Source organism: Moritella sp., from assembly GCF_013215705.1.
In the GTDB taxonomy this organism is placed as follows: Bacteria; Pseudomonadota; Gammaproteobacteria; order Enterobacterales; family Moritellaceae; genus Moritella.
In genome coordinates this window covers 44,437-62,313 of sequence record NZ_JABSQR010000015.1, presented here as the reverse complement: position 1 = coordinate 62,313, position 17,877 = coordinate 44,437, and the positions used below count along the sequence as shown (strand labels likewise).

Sequence of the window (17,877 nt, the reverse complement as noted above, 5' to 3'; positions counted from 1 at the left end):
GCCATGTTTTTTTCTAATCTACCGAGCTATTCAGCATAATCTTCAACCATCCAATCCATCGGTTTGGCAGGTAAATTATGGATATGATGTTCAAATATTGTCATTAAGGTTACTCTCAATATATTTGGTGACTTTAAGTTGATCATCATAAAAATCCACCGACGGTTATTAATACAATACCTAAGCCATGATTGACCGCCCAACAAGGTTGAGTGATAATTATTACGATTAATGAACGCTAACTATAACGCTGATTGCTTTCAAGCAGTTATGCATATTTAGACAGGAAAATTAATACAGTTATTATATTTGGTTACTTATAACGACGTGACTAATTTTGTCGATAGCAAAAATAAAAAAGCCAACGAATAAAATCCTTCGGGCTTTTTCAACTAAATGATTCCGACAAACGAGTTAATTCACTAATCACACTCAATAAACCTCACATTCGTGATAGCCTCTTGTGAAAATTGTGCGATAAACGCCTGCCAGCGTGTTGTCATCGCTGCTAACCAAGCTTGGGGATCTTGTATTAAGCTTGGCTCCATAGAATAAAGCGTTAGAACCCAATCGTCTCCTAGTACATCGATAAAAATTTCACCAACAATATTTTTGTTGACCTGTTTAGAATCAATATCGCGGCCAATAACATCACAAAGAGGCGGTAATTCTCGTTCTTCTTTTGCCCACTTTAGTGCTGCTTCGTAAATACGCTTCAATTCCGGTTCAGTTCTGGGCAAATTTTCCGCGGTAAACTCAAAATCACTGCGTATTGGCTTAGGTAGTGCTTTTATTTCCGGAAAAGCCTCATCGTAAGTCGGAAATTCGCCTTTTACTAGCCACAGCGGCATATAATCAGTTTCAAACTCTGGTACTAGGCCGAACCTATCATAGGCATAAGCCGCAATGCCCGTGATACAAAGCGCAATCATTGCCTCTGCATCATGTGACCTATCTTCATTATCATAGTAGGCTTTATGTGCCTGCAGTGCGTGCAACAAGCTACTCTGATAATGTGATTCTCTCTCTGCGCTGTGAACAACGCAGATCAATTCAACTAAGGGTAAATAGAGATGATTAACGTATTCTTTCTGCTCCTCCCACTCCACATAAAAATGAGCAGATGCTTCTACCACCTTGTCTCTTAGCTTACGCATGTCTGCGTAGGGGTTAAACATACCTTTGCATAGTTCGGCAAATGCAAGATTAAACCCATTAATCTCACCTGAACTATATGGCGTTGAAATGATATTATCAGGCAAACCAAGTAGTATCGGCAAGTGAGAAAAATGATCGCGTAATATCAAGGTAACGAAGAACATGTCAAGCCAACCCCTAAAGCTTAACTCCTTTTTACTATCGGCAATCACCTCACAACTATGCCCCTCTAACGTGAGTGTTATCTTTTTACCCTCATGTAACTGAGACAAGACATCCAACATCCCTGACTCTGGAAATGTATACAGGTGACGCATAATTTGGGTTTTCGGTTTATTTAGTAAATAACTTTTCCCAATAAAATCCTGAATACTATTCAGTGAAAAGAAATTGTTATAAAAATTAGCATTAAAGTCCTCTCGCGTTGATTTTTCACAACTTGCGACTCTGTTACTATAGTGTGAATTTATTTTTTCCTTTATTAAAGGGTTAAGAGTGTCGAATTTATCAAATCTGTGATGCGTCAATACCACGTCTGCTTTCCTATTGTTCATAATCAATCACTTCAATATGTCTTAATGCGCCATTATCATCAATTGTCTGCTTAACAACTTTATATTCAAATTTCAGTTTCTTTCTATCCCTGTTAAGGTAATCAAGTGTGTCTTCAAACTCCGACATTCCATCTGGAATTTTACCGGATTCAATTGCCTTTTCGTACCACTTATTCATATCCTTAATGATTGACTCTGTGTACTTTTTAGAGCCCTGTTGTACACGTTCACCTTCATACATTTTACTACCTAATTTGCTATTACCACCTTTAGCTTCTAAAAAGGTTATCGTGATATCAGGTTCAATACCAGATTTATAAATCTGATCGAACTGGTTGTTTGTTTTATTTAAACCAGGATACTTACTATACAGTTTAGTTGCATCATGACCGACTAGTTTCCCGCTCATTCCCTCTGCCGTCATTTCCCCTAAATCTGCCGAGTATTGTTTCTTTTTGGTATCATAAAACCTCATCAAATTGTCATTACCAGTCTTTTTGGCTTTTTGATAGCCCAGATGTGCTTCAACACGCAATTCTGCCACATCTTGATAATTTAAATTTACTGGATGTCCGTCAAGATCTGAGGTCTTGCGATTTAAATTCTCATATTCTTTAGGGTCTAGATTATCAAATCTAATTGTAGGTTTCGGATTGCCAATGATTGATGGTTTACCAGTCGAATCATTATTCCTCCAACGACCATCTTCACCGATGTTTCTGTTTTTAAGCTGTTCTGCATACTGTGACTCACTCATTCTTGCCCCTGGGTAGCGAGCTTTATAAGCGGCATAACTCAAATCAACTCTAGTTGCAGGCGGCTTTGAAGATGCACTAATCTCACAATGAGAATTTCCCTTCATACAAGCACTTGCGTTACCTATATCCGCTGCAAAGCTATGCTGCCCTCTGCCGCTGAGCAGCTTCTGTGTAGCCTCTACAAGTTCGTCAGTGCTCAATCTACTCAAAATACTTTTGAGCTTTTCTCCTGTTTTAAGTGCTTTAGCAATCTTACCAAAGGCGACTTCAGCTCCAGCCTCTAGTAGCACGCCTTGTAATTCGTTTCTTATCTGGTCATCGGTTCCATTTTTTATAAGGTCAACAATTTTTTCAGCCGTTTGTAGCACTTCATAAATAGTGTAAGCAACCAAAGCAACTTCAACTGCCGCCCATAATGCGGCACAAAACAACGCATTATTCTCAGCCGCATTTCCGCCAGTTTGAATGCCAACGTCAACATTCCCTTCCAGCACAAGGACTGAAATCCCTGCTGCCAATTTAGATATATCAATGCCTTGTTGCCTTAACTCTAAGAATCGCAGATTTTGTTTTTTAGCGTAATCCTCAACACTTCCGCCAGTATCATTTGTTAATTCTTCATAAAGAATACCGTTGATTTTTCCAAGCGTCTCTGTCTCAATTTGATCTATGTCATCTCTGTAGGTGGAACCTATATATTCACCGACAACGCCTCCAGCGGCTCCAGACCAACACCCTTCACTCACACCACTCGAATTAGTACCATTAATTGCAGTTGTCATCGAGCCAAGCGTGCAACCTAAAGCTGCATGCGCAATATATTTAGTTGCATCAGTGATATTATTGCCTTCAGCCGCAATCCCGATTTTATTAGCAACCTTTTCACCCAATGTATTTACAGCTGACATTGCAACATTGTTGAGGAAGCTTTCACCAAAATCATCAAAGCTCTCACCATTAATTAATAATGGCACTGAAGTATTAATAGCTGCGTGTGTCACCGCTTGAGCACTTTGTGCCCAAATAGATGGATCATCGATGTTGATATAACCATCAAATAAAGTTGTATCAAGACCTGAAATAACACCAGCAGTAACCATTGACGTTGCAAGTTTTTTTACAGTATCACTAGATTCAAGCTCTTTTAACGTTGCGCTTAGATCAAAACCATTTCCGAGTAAAGAGGTCGTAACCTGGTTTGTTAACCCCGTAACACCAGCTTGTACCGCAGCAACCATTGCACCATTTAAAGCTCCTCCTGCAGTCCCAACAATCGCAGCTCCAGCACCATAAGTTACGATACTCACAATCACTGCAATAATAGCCATTGCAGCTGGAGACAGTCCACTATCATCATAATCCCACTCATTCATGATGAGCTCGACGTTTTCCCAAATAGCAGGGTCTATTTCCCCACTTTGGCTTCTGTCCCTTATGTCCTTCATCCAAGCCAGTTCTGGTGAATGAGCCAGTTCTTCAATCGTTTTATCTAAATCATCGGCATGGCCAGCATACTCAATACGGACGCCATTAAAAGCATCAAGCATTAATCCGCCACTAGTTACAAACTCATTGTAGTAGGCTTTTTCACGATAATAACCATGACCTTGGCGTCGATATGATAAAGACCCTTCATAAGATTTTTTATAATCAGATGATTCTGCATGTCTTGATATTAGGAGTTGAATATCGCCATGCTCAGCTATTAATTTTGCTGCGCCTAGAGTATCAACAGCAACAGCTTTAAGAACAATATTTCCTTGCTCCGTTTTCAATACCATGCTGTTACCAGCTTTTAGCAAAGACCGTACGATTGTCGCTCTTTTTAAATCTTCGGACTCACTTTCATCTGAGCCAAATACACCACTTCCCGATGTATCAAAAGATGTACTACTTGAATAAATATCCTCAGCTGGAATGATAGTTATCCCTTTATCAGCAAGTAACTCTAGAATCCCTTCACTTTTTATTATTGCCCCATGAGATATAATGCTGTTATCAGTTGTTATAGAAAGTAAATCAATGGCTGAAAGCTGTGTTTGTAAATTCACTAATGATTTTTCACTATCAGTCCAACCGTTACCAGACTGATAGCGTTGATTATTAGCTTGCTGAGTCCTAAGAATAACATCGCCCCCAGACACAATACGCATCGAAGCCTGAGTATCAAACTGGCCGCCATGACTAATTAAGTCACCGCTCGTTTTAATATTTAAATCACCAATACTTTCAATTACACCTAAAGTATCAAATGATTCAGAGAAACCATGACCATAATCATAACGACTAACAAGTGTATTATTCGTTAGCTTATGAGCTGTTAATGTAACGGTCTGGCCACTGATTTTACTAGATAGATTACTTAACTCATTACCAGAATTAATGGTTAAATCTCCACCAGCGCTTACATTGCCATTTGCCATCGCGGTGAAATTATTAAGTGTATTAATAATTAAATTACGCCTAGCTTCAATAGAAGTACCATTTACAATAAAGTTTTTGGTATTAATATCTGCATTGTTAAAACTAAATGTAGAGCCAACCAGTTTGTTACTTACAATCGTTGCTTTAGATAAATAGACCAGCGGTATGTAAACCGATTTACCCGATTTTAGCGTACGCTTTTCAGGCCAAATGACATCTTCACTTAAATTATCTATCTGAACTTGAGTTAAGTTTTGACCAAATTTAAATTGCTTATTAGCTAACAGTTTTTGGGCATTATCATATAAGTCTTTAGTCAGTTCATTAAAATCACTGTATCCGCCATTATCGACAGAGATCCAAGACTTATTTAATAATTGATATAACTGCTTTTTCAATATTCCTCTTTCTACATATGGAGTACCAATATAGAGAGGTTTATCAGGTGCAACAGGGACGAATTTAATGATATTATTTATTTTAGTTTCTTTATAGCTAGCATTCTCAAATGCATGTGCATTATGTTCTTTGGCTTGATTATAGAAATAATCAAAACCATCGAAAATAAAAGAAGCATTACTTTTAAATATGCTTTTAAATACGGGATCTAGCTCTTGAGCTGATAGCTCATAACGTCCAGAACCTGCTAGGTAATCTTCAACTTCATTCACATTCGTAATTGCATAAGCCGGTATTGAAATATTTAAAAACATGACTAATGTTAAAATATTGGCTACAACTTTATATATTTTGCTGTCTCGCAGTTCTGCGATCGGGCTTCCTATCCGAGGCATTTTCGACTCCATTGATATCGATTTAAATTAGTTTCAGTTTTTAGACTCATTTTTTATTATTATGACCAAGCACAACATTTAGGTATTTTTTCTTACCGCTTAAGTCTGTTATTACTAATTCGTATATGTTGCTTTGAGTTTTATCTGCAAATGATCGACTGCTAGCGCCCCACCCCCAATCCATCTTGAATGTATAGGTAGCAGTAAGAGTCGCTGTTTGCCCTGCCGCAACACGAACTTCTTTTGATGCCACTTGGTTTAAATAAATTAAACTATTATTGGTTTCTTTATTAACCGCATTAACAAAACTAGAAGAATAGTTCGATTCAAGTTCCCAAGCATCTCCTATAACATTGCTTACAACCCTTATATCATTGACCCATAAAGGCAATATATGTTTAGAATCGAGCAGAGTCATACCTAACTCTTGATAAGTTGAACTCAAACTTTTTCCGTAGGTAATAATTAAGTCTGGGATTTTTTGTAAAATAGTAGATTGCTTGTAAAACCATGGGTCCCCGAAAATGTCCCCAAGTACCTTAAATTTAATTGTCTTCCACTTAGCATTATGATCTGATAAAACGATGGTCTTTTTATGATTTCTATTCTCGCTAAAGAATGGAGTTAAATCAGCTTTTCGATCTTCGTAGCCAGCAAAATTAGCAGTAATACTGTTAGCGCCCGGTTTACTTGGTAATTGCGATGGGCCTTTACCATTAGGTCCGTAAACAATTTCCTGATAAATCTGAACTTCAGTACCAAAATCGGCACTTAATGTGCCATCAACATAAAATAAAAATGGGAAATTAATGTTGCCTTCGACTTCAATAACTTGCTCAGTTGACGTTATCCAATTTCTTGTTCTACGCTTAATACATTTTCTTATAACGCGCCTAGCACAATACCTTTTACTGTGATATGTCGTTGTTGTTTCAATTTGAAAATCTTTCAGAAGGTGGCCTGTCATACGCACATCTTTTGATGCGCCTTTAACATTACCCAGAACTTCTATGCCACTATTTTTATTTTCTATCCGATCCGCAGTTATATTTAACTCACCAGCTAAGCGCATACGAGAAAGTGGCGAAAGAACGGTTACAAAATTTGTAACTAATCTTGTACTACCAGAGGTGGAAATATGTTCAGCGGTTTCAATGTGATAGCGTTCTTGTTCAAGTAAGGTGGTTTTTACTGTGAGCGGACCATTTAATACTTCAATAATGCCGGAAGAATTTAGCACAGCTTCTTTTGCATCAATAATCATCATTGTTTCAGCAGAAACAATGACTTGATCACTTAATACATCATCTAAAACAGCTGGATTATCTTCATAGCGTTTTCGTTTAACTTCATAAGGATTAAAATTACTAAACTTAGTGGCTTTAATTACAATCTTGTCACCTAAAATAATTGCAGCTAAACTATCAACAGACTCCCGCATCATATAGCTAGGATCATTCGGTAACTCAGGTTCTGTGCCAATTATTATTGAGTATCGCTCCATACTTCTTTGTAATTTAGGTACCAACCGATAAGGCCTTGAAGAACCATTCGTTACTTTTCCTTGTGCATTTAAAGCGATATCATCTCCAACTATCATCCCTCCAAATACATTATTGATATCAGTTTCTGATGAAAGATAAATAGATGTTCTACCAAATATATCGCCCTCATTATTGATCCTACCAGCAGCTATTTTTATATTTTGAGCATTGAGGCTACCCTCGCTAAAAAAGATAGCTTTGCTAGCTATATTGATTGTAGATGTATCAATGTATCCTGTAGCACCGTTATATTCAGAAGAACGAGGGATCGTTCGTTCTCTTTTTTGATGAATAAGAATATCGTTACCACTTTCAAGATTTACAGCATTACCAGAAAGCAACTTATCGAAAAGTGTAATGTTACCAAATGATTTTATCGTGATAATGTCACTTGGTAGGATAGTGTAACTTTTATATATACTTGCAAGTGTTAAGTCAGCGGTTGTAACTATCGCTTCACTCACATTGACAGAACTATTATTACCCGTTGATTCAATATATAAACCTCCGGTGTATATTGGTGCTGATATAGTGATTTCACCACTTAGTTGACGAGAGCTGTTAGTCGGATTTATTGCTATACCACCATTTATAAAATCAAAGGTATTATGTCCAGCGATTAATTGTAAATTACCAGTAGCAATGCTGAGAGTTCCGCTGTCATCAACAGTTAGTTTTCCTTGTGGGGTCTTTGTTGCTGACAGCTGCGTATTTATTTCGCCATTAATGCGTATATCATCAGCGATTAAATCAATAATACTGGCTCCGTTCGTGATTAAACCTTCTTTTAGACCTCTCCCATTTTGAACACTATTGATGTCTATTGAACCTTTCGTTACTACAAATGATGTCAGTTGACCATCATCAAAAATAGGCCGACCAGTCGTCAATACAATACGAGAACTATTATTTATTTCACAGCTTTTACATTGAATCCCTGATTCACTAATGATGATAAGCTCAGCACCCTTACCGATAATATTTATTTCACCTAATACGAGTGGACTTTTGCTTTTTGAATGCAAGATGATTACTTTGGGTGCTTGCGTAGTGCCTTTTAATAGCGGATTAATAACAGGATTATTAATTATATTGAGAGGTTTATTGTATTGTTCAAATGATGTAAATTCATTATAAGAAATGCCTTGATTATTGGCAGCTCGAATATACAAGTTGTCGAAATCGACACCTACTTTAAACTGTGCAGCTAATGAATTTTGATCCACATTAGTGATATTACTTTTAAACGCCAAAACTGAACACGAAAAAAAAATAGCAAAATATAGGCATATATTCCTGAGGATATTAATATTCATGAGATGAATGTTAATAAAGGCCGATTTACTTCCAGCCATATTATTTGTCATTACGAACCCTTCTAATGATTACATATACGTATGATAATAATTACTATTAACATTATCACTTGAATATTTTGGGGTGCAACCATAACTAGGTAGTCTGTGATTTTCAACCATATTAAAAAGAACACATAAAATAAAGGTTAAACCACTAATTTAACAGCTTAAATTAGTGGTTTATGATGGATTGAATTGAGCTTGGTTACAGGGTGTAAAACTGGTAATCACTTATTCATTATAAAAATTATTAAGTTAAGCTAAAAACGCTTAAACATCTGGAAGTGCATAAGTTAACCATATGTTTTGATTAAATTAGTTACATGGGAATAATTTTAATACCCCCACTTCATCCCCTTCAAGCCAGACATCAAAGGTAACCAATTTTTTTTTATAAAATAATACTATTTTTGAATATTTACTTTCACACCCAAGTGTTATGTTATAACATAACACTTAAATATTGAAAACGTAGATATAATCATGATTAAAAAAAAATTACCTGTCACTGTACTCTCTGGCTTTCTTGGCGCAGGAAAAACAACAGTACTCAGTCATATTCTTCATAATCGCGAAGGAAAAAAGGTTGCTGTAATTGTTAATGACATGAGTGAAATAAACATTGACGCAGCCTTTGTGAAAAATGAAGTTTCACTCAATCGTAGTGACGAAAAGCTTGTAGAAATGAGCAACGGCTGTATATGTTGTACACTACGTGAAGACCTTCTATTAGAAGTTGATAAATTAGCAAAAGACGGTCGATTTGATTACCTCATTATAGAATCTACGGGGATTTCGGAGCCACTCCCCGTCGCTGAAACGTTTACTTTTGCCGATGAAGATGGCATTTCGTTATCAGATATAGCGACGTTAGATACCATGGTGACGGTAGTAGATGCTGTTAATTTTTTGAAAGATTATGATGAAGCAAAATATCTACGAGATGCTGGTGAATCTCTTGGCGATGAAGATGAGCGAAGCGTAACAGATTTATTGGTTGATCAAGTCGAATTTGCAGATGTTATTCTTATTAGCAAAACAGATTTAGCTAAACCGGCTGATGTAAAACGACTTCACGCCATCCTCAAAGTTCTTAATACACGCGCTAAGATTATTCCCATATCTTTGGGGAAAGTTGATATCGATGACGTGCTAAATACTGGTTTGTTTGATTTTGAACAAGCAAAAAAAGCACCGGGTTGGCTCAAAGAAATACGTGGTGAAAAAATACCTGAAACAGAAGAATACGGTATTAGCAGTTTTAACTATATTGCCCGAAAGCCATTTAATCCTGAAAAGTTTTATCAGTTTCTGCACAACACAGAACAGTTTGGCAAACTTATTCGTTCCAAAGGTTACTTTTGGTTAGCTTCTCGTCCGCAATTTTGCGGCCAATGGAGCCAAGCAGGCGGAATCGCACACTATGGTTTTGCAGGTATGTTTTGGAAATCAATCCCTGAAAAAGACTGGCCTACAGATCAAGAATCACTCGATGCGATAAAAAAACAGTGGGTTGAACCCTTTGGTGATATGCGTCAAGAGCTCGTATTTATCGGCCAAAATTTAGATCAAAAAAGAATGACGATCGCGCTGGATGAATGTTTATTAACTGAGGATGAATTACTAAAGGGTAAGCGTTTCTGGACAACATTAAATGACCCTTTCCCTCAATGGGAGGAAAACTCATGAGCACCTTAGCTATTAATAATGACATCAACGCTAATACACAAAGCCACACTAACCACGACGGTCCCAGCTTGCTTTCACAGGGTTTAGTTGAAGGACGTACTCCTACCGTATTAACTGATATATACCAAGATAATACAAACATTGTGATTTGGCAGCGTAACCTTGACAATAAATTAACTATTGCGGTTAACCATTTGTTAGAACATAACCCAACATTAACGTTATTATTGATTGTAACGCCAGAAGATTGTTTTGAAGTACTGAGTGAAAAATTTGAAAAATCAGACGCTATAACAGCATTAATTAATGATATCACCTTATTAGTTGATATGTTTTGTTGCCTGTTTAACCTAAAACAAGCGGGATTAAGATTAACAATACTCGACCGAGCTATGTGCCCCCGTTTTCATGTTGACCGTATACCTTGCCGTTTAGTGACAACATACAAAGGCATGGCCACACAATGGCTTGATAATAATATCATTGATCGCACGAAACTAGGCCCAGAATACCAAGGAGAAACCGATGAGCAATCGGGGCTAATACAAGATATCGATGATATTAATCAACTAACACAAGGTGATATTGCATTACTTAAAGGCGAAAATTGGGATGAACACGAAGGTGCAGGCCTGGTTCATCGTTCACCTGACGTTTCTCAAGGCGAACGTAGATTGTTTCTAACACTCGATTTTATTAATGATTAAAAATAGATATTAAAAGTACGTTTTTCAGGGCATTACCAGGAAGTGCTATTACTACAAAAAACATTAACCTTAGTTGATGCTCGAAACTTAAAAGACAAACGTTACACCACTCACGACATTTTTAATCAGCAAATGCGATTGCGGATATTGTCATTGGAAATAAAGCCGACTTATATCAAAACGAAGACAAAATAAGAAGGCACCACATCGCTATATCATGCAGTGAATTGAAGTCCCCCTAGCTGAAGCAAGGGGATTCTTGTCGTCTACGGTTTAGGCATTGCAATATTAAATTGCGTTAGTCTTCTAAAACCTCTCTTAGATTCACATAATAAGTGCATAACTTGTTTCAGTAGAAAAGACGGTTAGCTGCGACGAAAGCAAATAAGATGACCCCCCAATTGATATTGCTCATAGAAGACAAGTTAGAAGAAAAATGGAGCCGAGAGTCAAGTAGGTAGAGGGCATATAAAAAATCGGGTCAGTATAGATGAACGACAAACGAGTTTTACGGTATCAACTCGGATCTTTGATAAACAGGCGGCAACAGTGACAGCTGCAACGATATCGTTGCTAATGCCCTATAAAGACGCGGTATTGACGATTACAGCTGTCAACGGTAAAGAGTTTGCTTACCATGAACAGGTGACAAAAATCACTCAGTGCACCGGTATATTTTGCGGACCCATATTGCTCATGGTAACGAGGGTTAAATGAAAATACTAACGGATTATTGCGACAATATTGGCCGAAGAAAACTGACTTCAAATTAATCTCGAACAATGAAGTTGACGAAGATACACATGGCCGCTATCGCGGCGTAATTGAGTTATGCACTTCGAGGTTGAATCGGCCATAGATAAAAGCATACAAGATTTTCAAATACTTATGTCTTCAGTGCGACATAAGTCTATTTTTCTTTCAATGTTGGCCAAACAAAGGGAGCAGGCTTGGTGGAAGTCGTTTCTGCTACTGCTGTATTCTGAGCGAGTATCGCCCTGATTATTTTCCCCGTTTCTTTATGCTTACTACAAAATGTTTTTAGGTATAAAATTTCAACTCTACTGCGTGCCCAAGGGGTTGTACGCAGAAATTTCAAGCTTGATTTAAGACGCGCTTTATTGGTAAAACAACGAATATTAAGTAACTCACCCATCTTATCCCAACCAATTTTCTTCTCTAGCTCGGTTAGAATCTGTTCAAGTTTAACGCCGTGTAGCGGATCATTACTATTATTCATAGTCTACCTAAAATCAAAAAATAGCATTGTAACAAGTTTCCTAAATATTGACAGACTTATGCGTTTAACTCAGGTAAAAGTGCACCAATAACTTTATGGAAAAGCTAATTTGCACCTATAAAAAAAGCCTTAATCACGATATATCAGATTAAGGCTTTTTTAATTTCTGAGGCTTAGCGTTTAATAGCTAACAGCAGAGATGTAATCGCAAATTTGCGATTTTTACATCATGCCGCCCATGCCACCCATACCGCCCATATCAGGCATAGCTGATGAGCCGCCTTCAGCAGGTGCATCAGTGATCATCGCTTCAGTAGTGATCATAAGACCCGCAACAGATGCTGCAAACTGTAGTGCAGAACGTGTTACTTTGGTTGGATCTAGGATACCCATCGCAATCATGTCGCCATATTCGCCTGTAGCTGCGTTGTAACCGTAGCTACCTTCGCCTGCACGAACATTGTTCGCAACAACAGATGCTTCGTCACCTGAGTTTTCAACGATTTGACGTAGTGGTGCTTCCATTGCTTTTAACGCAACTTTAATACCCACAGTTTGATCTTGGTTTGCGCCTTCAAGATCTTGAATTGCAGCAGCGGCACGAACAAGTGCAACACCGCCACCAGCAACAACGCCTTCTTCAACAGCAGCACGAGTCGCGTGCAGTGCATCTTCAACGCGGGCTTTTTTCTCTTTCATTTCCATTTCAGTTGCTGCGCCAACTTTAATTACCGCAACACCACCAGAAAGTTTAGCTACACGTTCTTGTAGTTTTTCTTTATCGTAATCAGAAGATGAATCTTCAATTTGCTTACGGATCTGTGTTACACGACCTTTGATCGTCACTTCGTCACCGATACCGTCAATGATAGTTGTTTCATCTTTGGTGATGATGATACGTTTAGCTTGGCCTAGTTCAGCAACGGTTGCTTTTTCTAGCTCCATACCAATCTCTTCAGAGATAACAGTACCGGCAGTAAGTACTGCGATATCTTGTAACATCGCTTTACGACGGTCACCGAAACCAGGAGCCTTAACAGCAGCAACTTTAACGATACCACGCATGTTGTTCACTACTAATGTCGCCAGTGCTTCACCTTCAAGGTCTTCAGCAATGATAAGTAGTGGTTTAGATGCTTTTGCTACGCCTTCAAGTACCGGCAGTAGTTCACGGATATTAGCTATTTTTTTATCTACCAATAAGATATATGGTGATTCTAATTCAACACTACCCGTTTCTTGGTTAGTAACGAAGTAAGGAGATAGGTAACCACGGTCGAACTGCATACCTTCAACAACGTCTAGTTCGTCTTCTAGTGCTTGGCCGTCTTCAACCGTAATCACACCTTCTTTACCAACACGTTCCATTGCTTCTGCAATGATCTTACCAACACTTGAATCAGTGTTTGCAGAAATAGTACCTACTTGCTCAATCGCTTTAGTATCTGCACAAGGTACAGATAATTCTTTTAGTTCTAAAACTGCTGCTTTAACCGCTTGGTCAATACCGCGTTTCAGATCCATTGGGTTCATGCCCGCAGCAACAGCTTTTAGACCTTCGTTCACAATTGCTTGTGCAAGTACGGTTGCCGTCGTAGTACCGTCACCAGCTGCATCATTTGCTTGTGAAGCAACTTCTTTGAGCATTTGCGCGCCCATGTTTTCGAATTTGTCTGCTAATTCAATTTCTTTTGCTACCGTTACACCATCTTTAGTAATAAGTGGCGCGCCGAAGCTTTTATCAATAACAACGTTACGACCTTTAGGGCCCAATGTTACTTTAACTGCATTCGCTAGGATGTTTACGCCGTTAAGCATTTTATCACGTGCGTCTAAGCCGAATTTTACGTCTTTAGCCATCTTAAATAATCCTTTTAAAATCTATTAATTTGTTGGTTAGCTCTATAAGTTATAAATACTAAGATTTATTCAACTACAGCTAAAATATCGGCTTCGCTCATGATTAAAACTTCTTTGCCATCAATCTTTTCAGTTTTAACGCTATAACCTTCACTAAAAATAACGATATCGCCTACGCTAACAGCTAAAGGACGTACTTCACCGCTATCGATTAAACGACCGTTACCAACAGCAATAACTTCACCGCGTGTCGATAATGTCGCAGATGCACCAGTAAGTACGATACCGCCTGCTGATTTAGTTTCTTGTTCTTGGCGACGAACGATCACGCGATCGTGTAGTGGACGAATTGTCATTTGAAGATCTCCTAAAGAATACATGTTACAAATATCAAGGGTCGATTATTTACCGATACCATGACTATGGATTAATATATCGGGGCAACTCGTTCCAACTCAAGGGACAAGCGAAAAATAGTTAATAAATTCACGCTTTGTGCACCGTTTTGCAGATGTTTAGAACCAGTTTTAGACTTGTATCTATGCAACACAAGTGTAAATGTCGGGTAAAGTACAACTCAAGGCTGTTGGTTGACGCAGAAAAGGGTAAAATACCCCGAGAAAATTTAAAGTACAAAACGCAATTTAGGTAATCGTATTGAAAGATAAACACGGCCTGCTCTCTGCTCCCGTCTCTCAGGTAATGACAAAAATGGCGGTGCCAATGGGCTACGGTTTATTAGCCGTGCTCGGCTTTAGCTTAGTCGATACTTACTTTGTCAGCTTATTGGGTACGCAAGCACTAGCCGCGATCAGTTTTACGTTCCCGGTGACCTTTTTTGTCTCGGCATTAGCCATGGGCTTAGGTACCGGTTTATCGGCTTGTTTAGCGCGTTTATTGGGGCAAGGCCAGCACCAAGATGCGGCGCGATTAACGTCTGACGGATTATTGTTAGCACTGACTACGGTGTTAGTCGTTGCGATTATCGGCATTAATAACATACAGCCACTATTTAGACTATTGGGTGCGACGGATACCTTGATGGTCTACATCGACGATTATATGTTCTATTGGTATATCGCAATTCCCTTTTTAGTGATCCCTATGGTCGGCAACGCGGCTATCCGCGCCACCGGTGATACCAAAACTCCAAGCAGAGTGATGATCATTGCCGGCTTTATGAATGGTCTGCTCGACCCGTTATTAATTTTTGGCATCGGCCCTTTCCCTGAGTTAGGGGTCAAAGGCGCTGCGATTGCGTCTGGTTTATCCTGGTTAATTACCTTTGTAGTGGCGCTATATTTATTACGTTATCGTCAGCAGTTATTGTTATTAACTAAACCAAATCTGGCTAATATGCTTAAGAATTGGCGTAAGATTGCCGCAATCGGGTTGCCCGCGTCTTTAACCAATATGCTTAGCCCCGTCAACAATGCGTTTGTGATGTGGCAACTGGCCACGTTTAGCACCACAGCGGTTGCAGCTTATGGTGCCGGTACACGGTTAGAAGCGATTTTATTGATCGGTATGATCGCAGTTAGCTCGATGCTATCGCCTTTTATTGCCCAGAATTCGTCCGCCAATAATCCCCAACGCTGTTTAACAGCCATCAAACTGGCGCTCCGTTATTCATTAATATCACAGCTGACTATTTATCTGGTTATTGCCATCACGGCGCCTTATATCGCTACTTTATTCAGTGATGATGCCGTGGTGATCGGTCATTTATCATTATACCTTTATATTATCCCTGCCTCTTTTGCTATGCAGGGCATTATGATGGCGGTCGCGTCTAGCCTAAATGGCTTTAATCGACCAATATCAGCATTGAGCCTTAGCATGCTGCGCTCTCTGCTAATCATTAGTCTATCCAGTATTGGCGGTTATTATTATGGTGTCAAAGGGATCTTCTTGGGTATTGCCAGTGCCAATATTTTAGTCGGTTTATTGGCCCTCTATTACGCCCAGCAATTACAGACCGAGCTGCGTAATGAATTGGGCGCTCAATTAGAGAATGAATTACAGCTAAAGTGACCCCGTGAATGAGGCAATTAAAACCCAGCTAACAGCATACATTTACATCAATTACCCCGTGTTAATGGATCAATGAGTAAAGCATAAATTTACAGCTCGAATATGCACTAATACTCCTTCAAACTTGCTGTTTCTTAGGCCAAATAAAAATATATTTAGCACTGTTCAACTTTTGTATAAAAAGGTGATCAGAGCCCATTTTATTCACCAAAATACAACGTATTATCCGCACATAAATTTTATTTTCCTTCCTACGTTTTGATCACATAGCAGAGTGTAACCATGACTGTATTAGCAACCGATTTTACTCAAGAAACCCGTCTAGAAACTGACTTATTAGGGGTTAAAAAAATACCCGTTCACGCTTATTATGGTATTCACACATTAAGAGCGATGGAGAACTTCCATATCAGTCGTGAGAAGATCGGTGACTGTCCTGAATTTGTACGCGGCATGGTAAAAACCAAGAAAGCGGCAGCACTCGCCAATGGGATTTTAGGCACGATCCCAGTACACATTAGCGACGCGATCGTGAATGCCTGTGACATTTTATTGGCTACGGATACGTTTTACGCACAATTCCCGGTTGATGCGTTTCAAGGGGGGGCTGGTACATCGGTAAACATGAATACCAATGAAGTATTAGCCAATATCGCACTCGAACAAATGGGCCATGCTAAAGGCGCTTACAGCCACATCAACCCCAATGATCACGTTAATAAAAGTCAAAGTACCAACGATGCCTACCCGACTGGTTTCCGCGTTGCTTTGTTCGAACGTTCTAATGCGGTATTAGTGGCGCTAACCGCATTAAGCGAAACCTTCTTAACCAAAGCAGAAGAATTTAATGACATATTGAAAATGGGCCGTACCCAGTTACAAGACGCGGTACCGATGACACTAGGTCAAGAATTTCGAGCCTTTGGCATTACCCTCAAAGAAGAAATAAAAAGCATCAAACGTTGCCAAGAATTACTGCTTGAAATCAACTTAGGCGCGACGGCAATTGGTACTGGCTTAAATACCCCGGTAGGTTATTCAGAACTGGCGATCGCAAAATTGGCTGAGATCACTGGTCATCCATTTGTACCTGCAGAAGACTTGGTGGAAGCGACATCTGACTGTGGCGCATACGTCATGCTATCAAGTGCATTAAAACGTTTCGCTGTGAAATTATCGAAGATCTGTAACGATCTACGTTTACTGTCTTCTGGTCCACGCACCGGTTTAAATGAAATTAACCTACCCGAAATGCAGGCCGGTTCATCCATCATGCCAGCAAAAGTAAACCCGGTCATTCCAGAAGTGGTTAACCAAGTTGCGTTTAAAGTATGTGGTAACGACTTAACCATCACCATGGCTGCAGAAGCCGGTCAATTACAGTTAAACGTCATGGAACCGGTGATTGGTCAATGTCTGTTTGAATCATTATCCTTATTAGAAAATGCCTGTTTTACACTGCAAAATAAGTGCATCAAAGGCATCACAGCTAACCGCAAGGTATGTCAAGATTTCGTCTTAAATTCAATTGGTATCATCACTTACTTAAACCCATTAATTGGTCATAATGAAGGCGATATTATCGGTAAGATATGTGCAGAAACAGGTAAGAGCGTACGTGAAGTAGTACTAGAACGAGGGTTATTGTCAGAAGCTGAATTAGATGACATATTCTCTATCGAAAACTTGATGAATCCAAAATACACCGCGCAACGTTTCTCTAAAGCGGTTTAATTAAAGTTAACGACCTGAATAAA

General features: G+C 38.9%; 11 protein-coding genes and 1 pseudogene. 5 read left to right on the top strand and 7 right to left on the bottom strand.

All coding sequences use genetic code 11. From position 1 onward, the window contains the following. Positions 1–26 precede the first annotated feature (26 nt). The 4 genes from HRT96_RS11590 to HRT96_RS11575 all read right to left on the bottom strand — a co-directional run bounded on the left by HRT96_RS11590 (position 27) and on the right by HRT96_RS11575 (position 8,599). Positions 27–149, bottom strand: coding sequence for a hypothetical protein (locus HRT96_RS11590; RefSeq protein WP_293156552.1), 123 nt, complete (start codon positions 147–149; stop codon positions 27–29). A 273-nt stretch (positions 150–422) separates the two neighbouring features. Next, positions 423–1,712: an immunity 49 family protein gene (locus HRT96_RS11585; protein WP_293156550.1), complete on the bottom strand. Its 1,290-nt coding sequence runs from the start codon at positions 1,710–1,712 to the stop codon at positions 423–425. After that, positions 1,702–5,688: a DUF637 domain-containing protein gene (locus tag HRT96_RS11580; RefSeq protein ID WP_293156548.1), complete on the bottom strand. Its 3,987-nt coding sequence runs from the start codon at positions 5,686–5,688 to the stop codon at positions 1,702–1,704. Before HRT96_RS11580 ends, HRT96_RS11585 begins: the two co-directional genes overlap by 11 nt. 46 nt (positions 5,689–5,734) lie before the next feature. Then, positions 5,735–8,599, bottom strand: a complete 2,865-nt coding sequence (locus tag HRT96_RS11575; RefSeq protein ID WP_293156545.1) for a hypothetical protein — start codon at positions 8,597–8,599, stop codon at positions 5,735–5,737. Between the two features lie 474 nt (positions 8,600–9,073). Between HRT96_RS11575 and zigA the strand changes: the two genes are divergently transcribed. From zigA to HRT96_RS11560, 3 genes and pseudogenes are all read left to right on the top strand, one after another. Then, positions 9,074–10,279, top strand: coding sequence for a zinc metallochaperone GTPase ZigA (gene zigA / locus HRT96_RS11570; protein WP_293156542.1), 1,206 nt, complete (start codon positions 9,074–9,076; stop codon positions 10,277–10,279). After that, positions 10,276–10,986 (top strand): DUF1826 domain-containing protein, encoded by a 711-nt coding sequence (locus tag HRT96_RS11565; protein ID WP_293156540.1) that lies wholly within the window; start codon positions 10,276–10,278, stop codon positions 10,984–10,986. The genes zigA and HRT96_RS11565 overlap by 4 nt, the downstream gene beginning before the upstream one ends. A gap of 667 nt (positions 10,987–11,653) precedes the next feature. After that, positions 11,654–11,776, top strand: a pseudogene (locus HRT96_RS11560) (IS30 family transposase); the annotation flags it as partial. Positions 11,777–11,896: 120 nt separating this feature from the next. Here HRT96_RS11560 and HRT96_RS11555 read toward each other — a convergent pair. From HRT96_RS11555 to HRT96_RS11545, 3 genes are all read right to left on the bottom strand, one after another. Further along, complete coding sequence (locus HRT96_RS11555) at positions 11,897–12,226, bottom strand: VF530 family DNA-binding protein (RefSeq protein WP_006032543.1); 330 nt, start codon at positions 12,224–12,226, stop codon at positions 11,897–11,899. Positions 12,227–12,448: 222 nt separating this feature from the next. Continuing rightward, on the bottom strand, positions 12,449–14,086 hold the full coding sequence (gene groL, locus HRT96_RS11550; RefSeq protein WP_293156537.1) for a chaperonin GroEL: 1,638 nt from the start codon (positions 14,084–14,086) through the stop codon (positions 12,449–12,451). Positions 14,087–14,151: 65 nt separating this feature from the next. Then, on the bottom strand, positions 14,152–14,442 hold the full coding sequence (locus HRT96_RS11545) for a co-chaperone GroES (protein WP_067041845.1): 291 nt from the start codon (positions 14,440–14,442) through the stop codon (positions 14,152–14,154). Between the two features lie 301 nt (positions 14,443–14,743). Here HRT96_RS11545 and HRT96_RS11540 point away from each other — a divergent pair, with 301 nt between their 5' ends. Both HRT96_RS11540 and aspA read left to right on the top strand, forming a co-directional pair. Next, positions 14,744–16,120, top strand: coding sequence for an MATE family efflux transporter (locus HRT96_RS11540; protein WP_293156532.1), 1,377 nt, complete (start codon positions 14,744–14,746; stop codon positions 16,118–16,120). Between the two features lie 282 nt (positions 16,121–16,402). After that, positions 16,403–17,854, top strand: coding sequence for an aspartate ammonia-lyase (aspA, locus tag HRT96_RS11535; protein WP_293156530.1), 1,452 nt, complete (start codon positions 16,403–16,405; stop codon positions 17,852–17,854). Positions 17,855–17,877 lie beyond the last annotated feature (23 nt).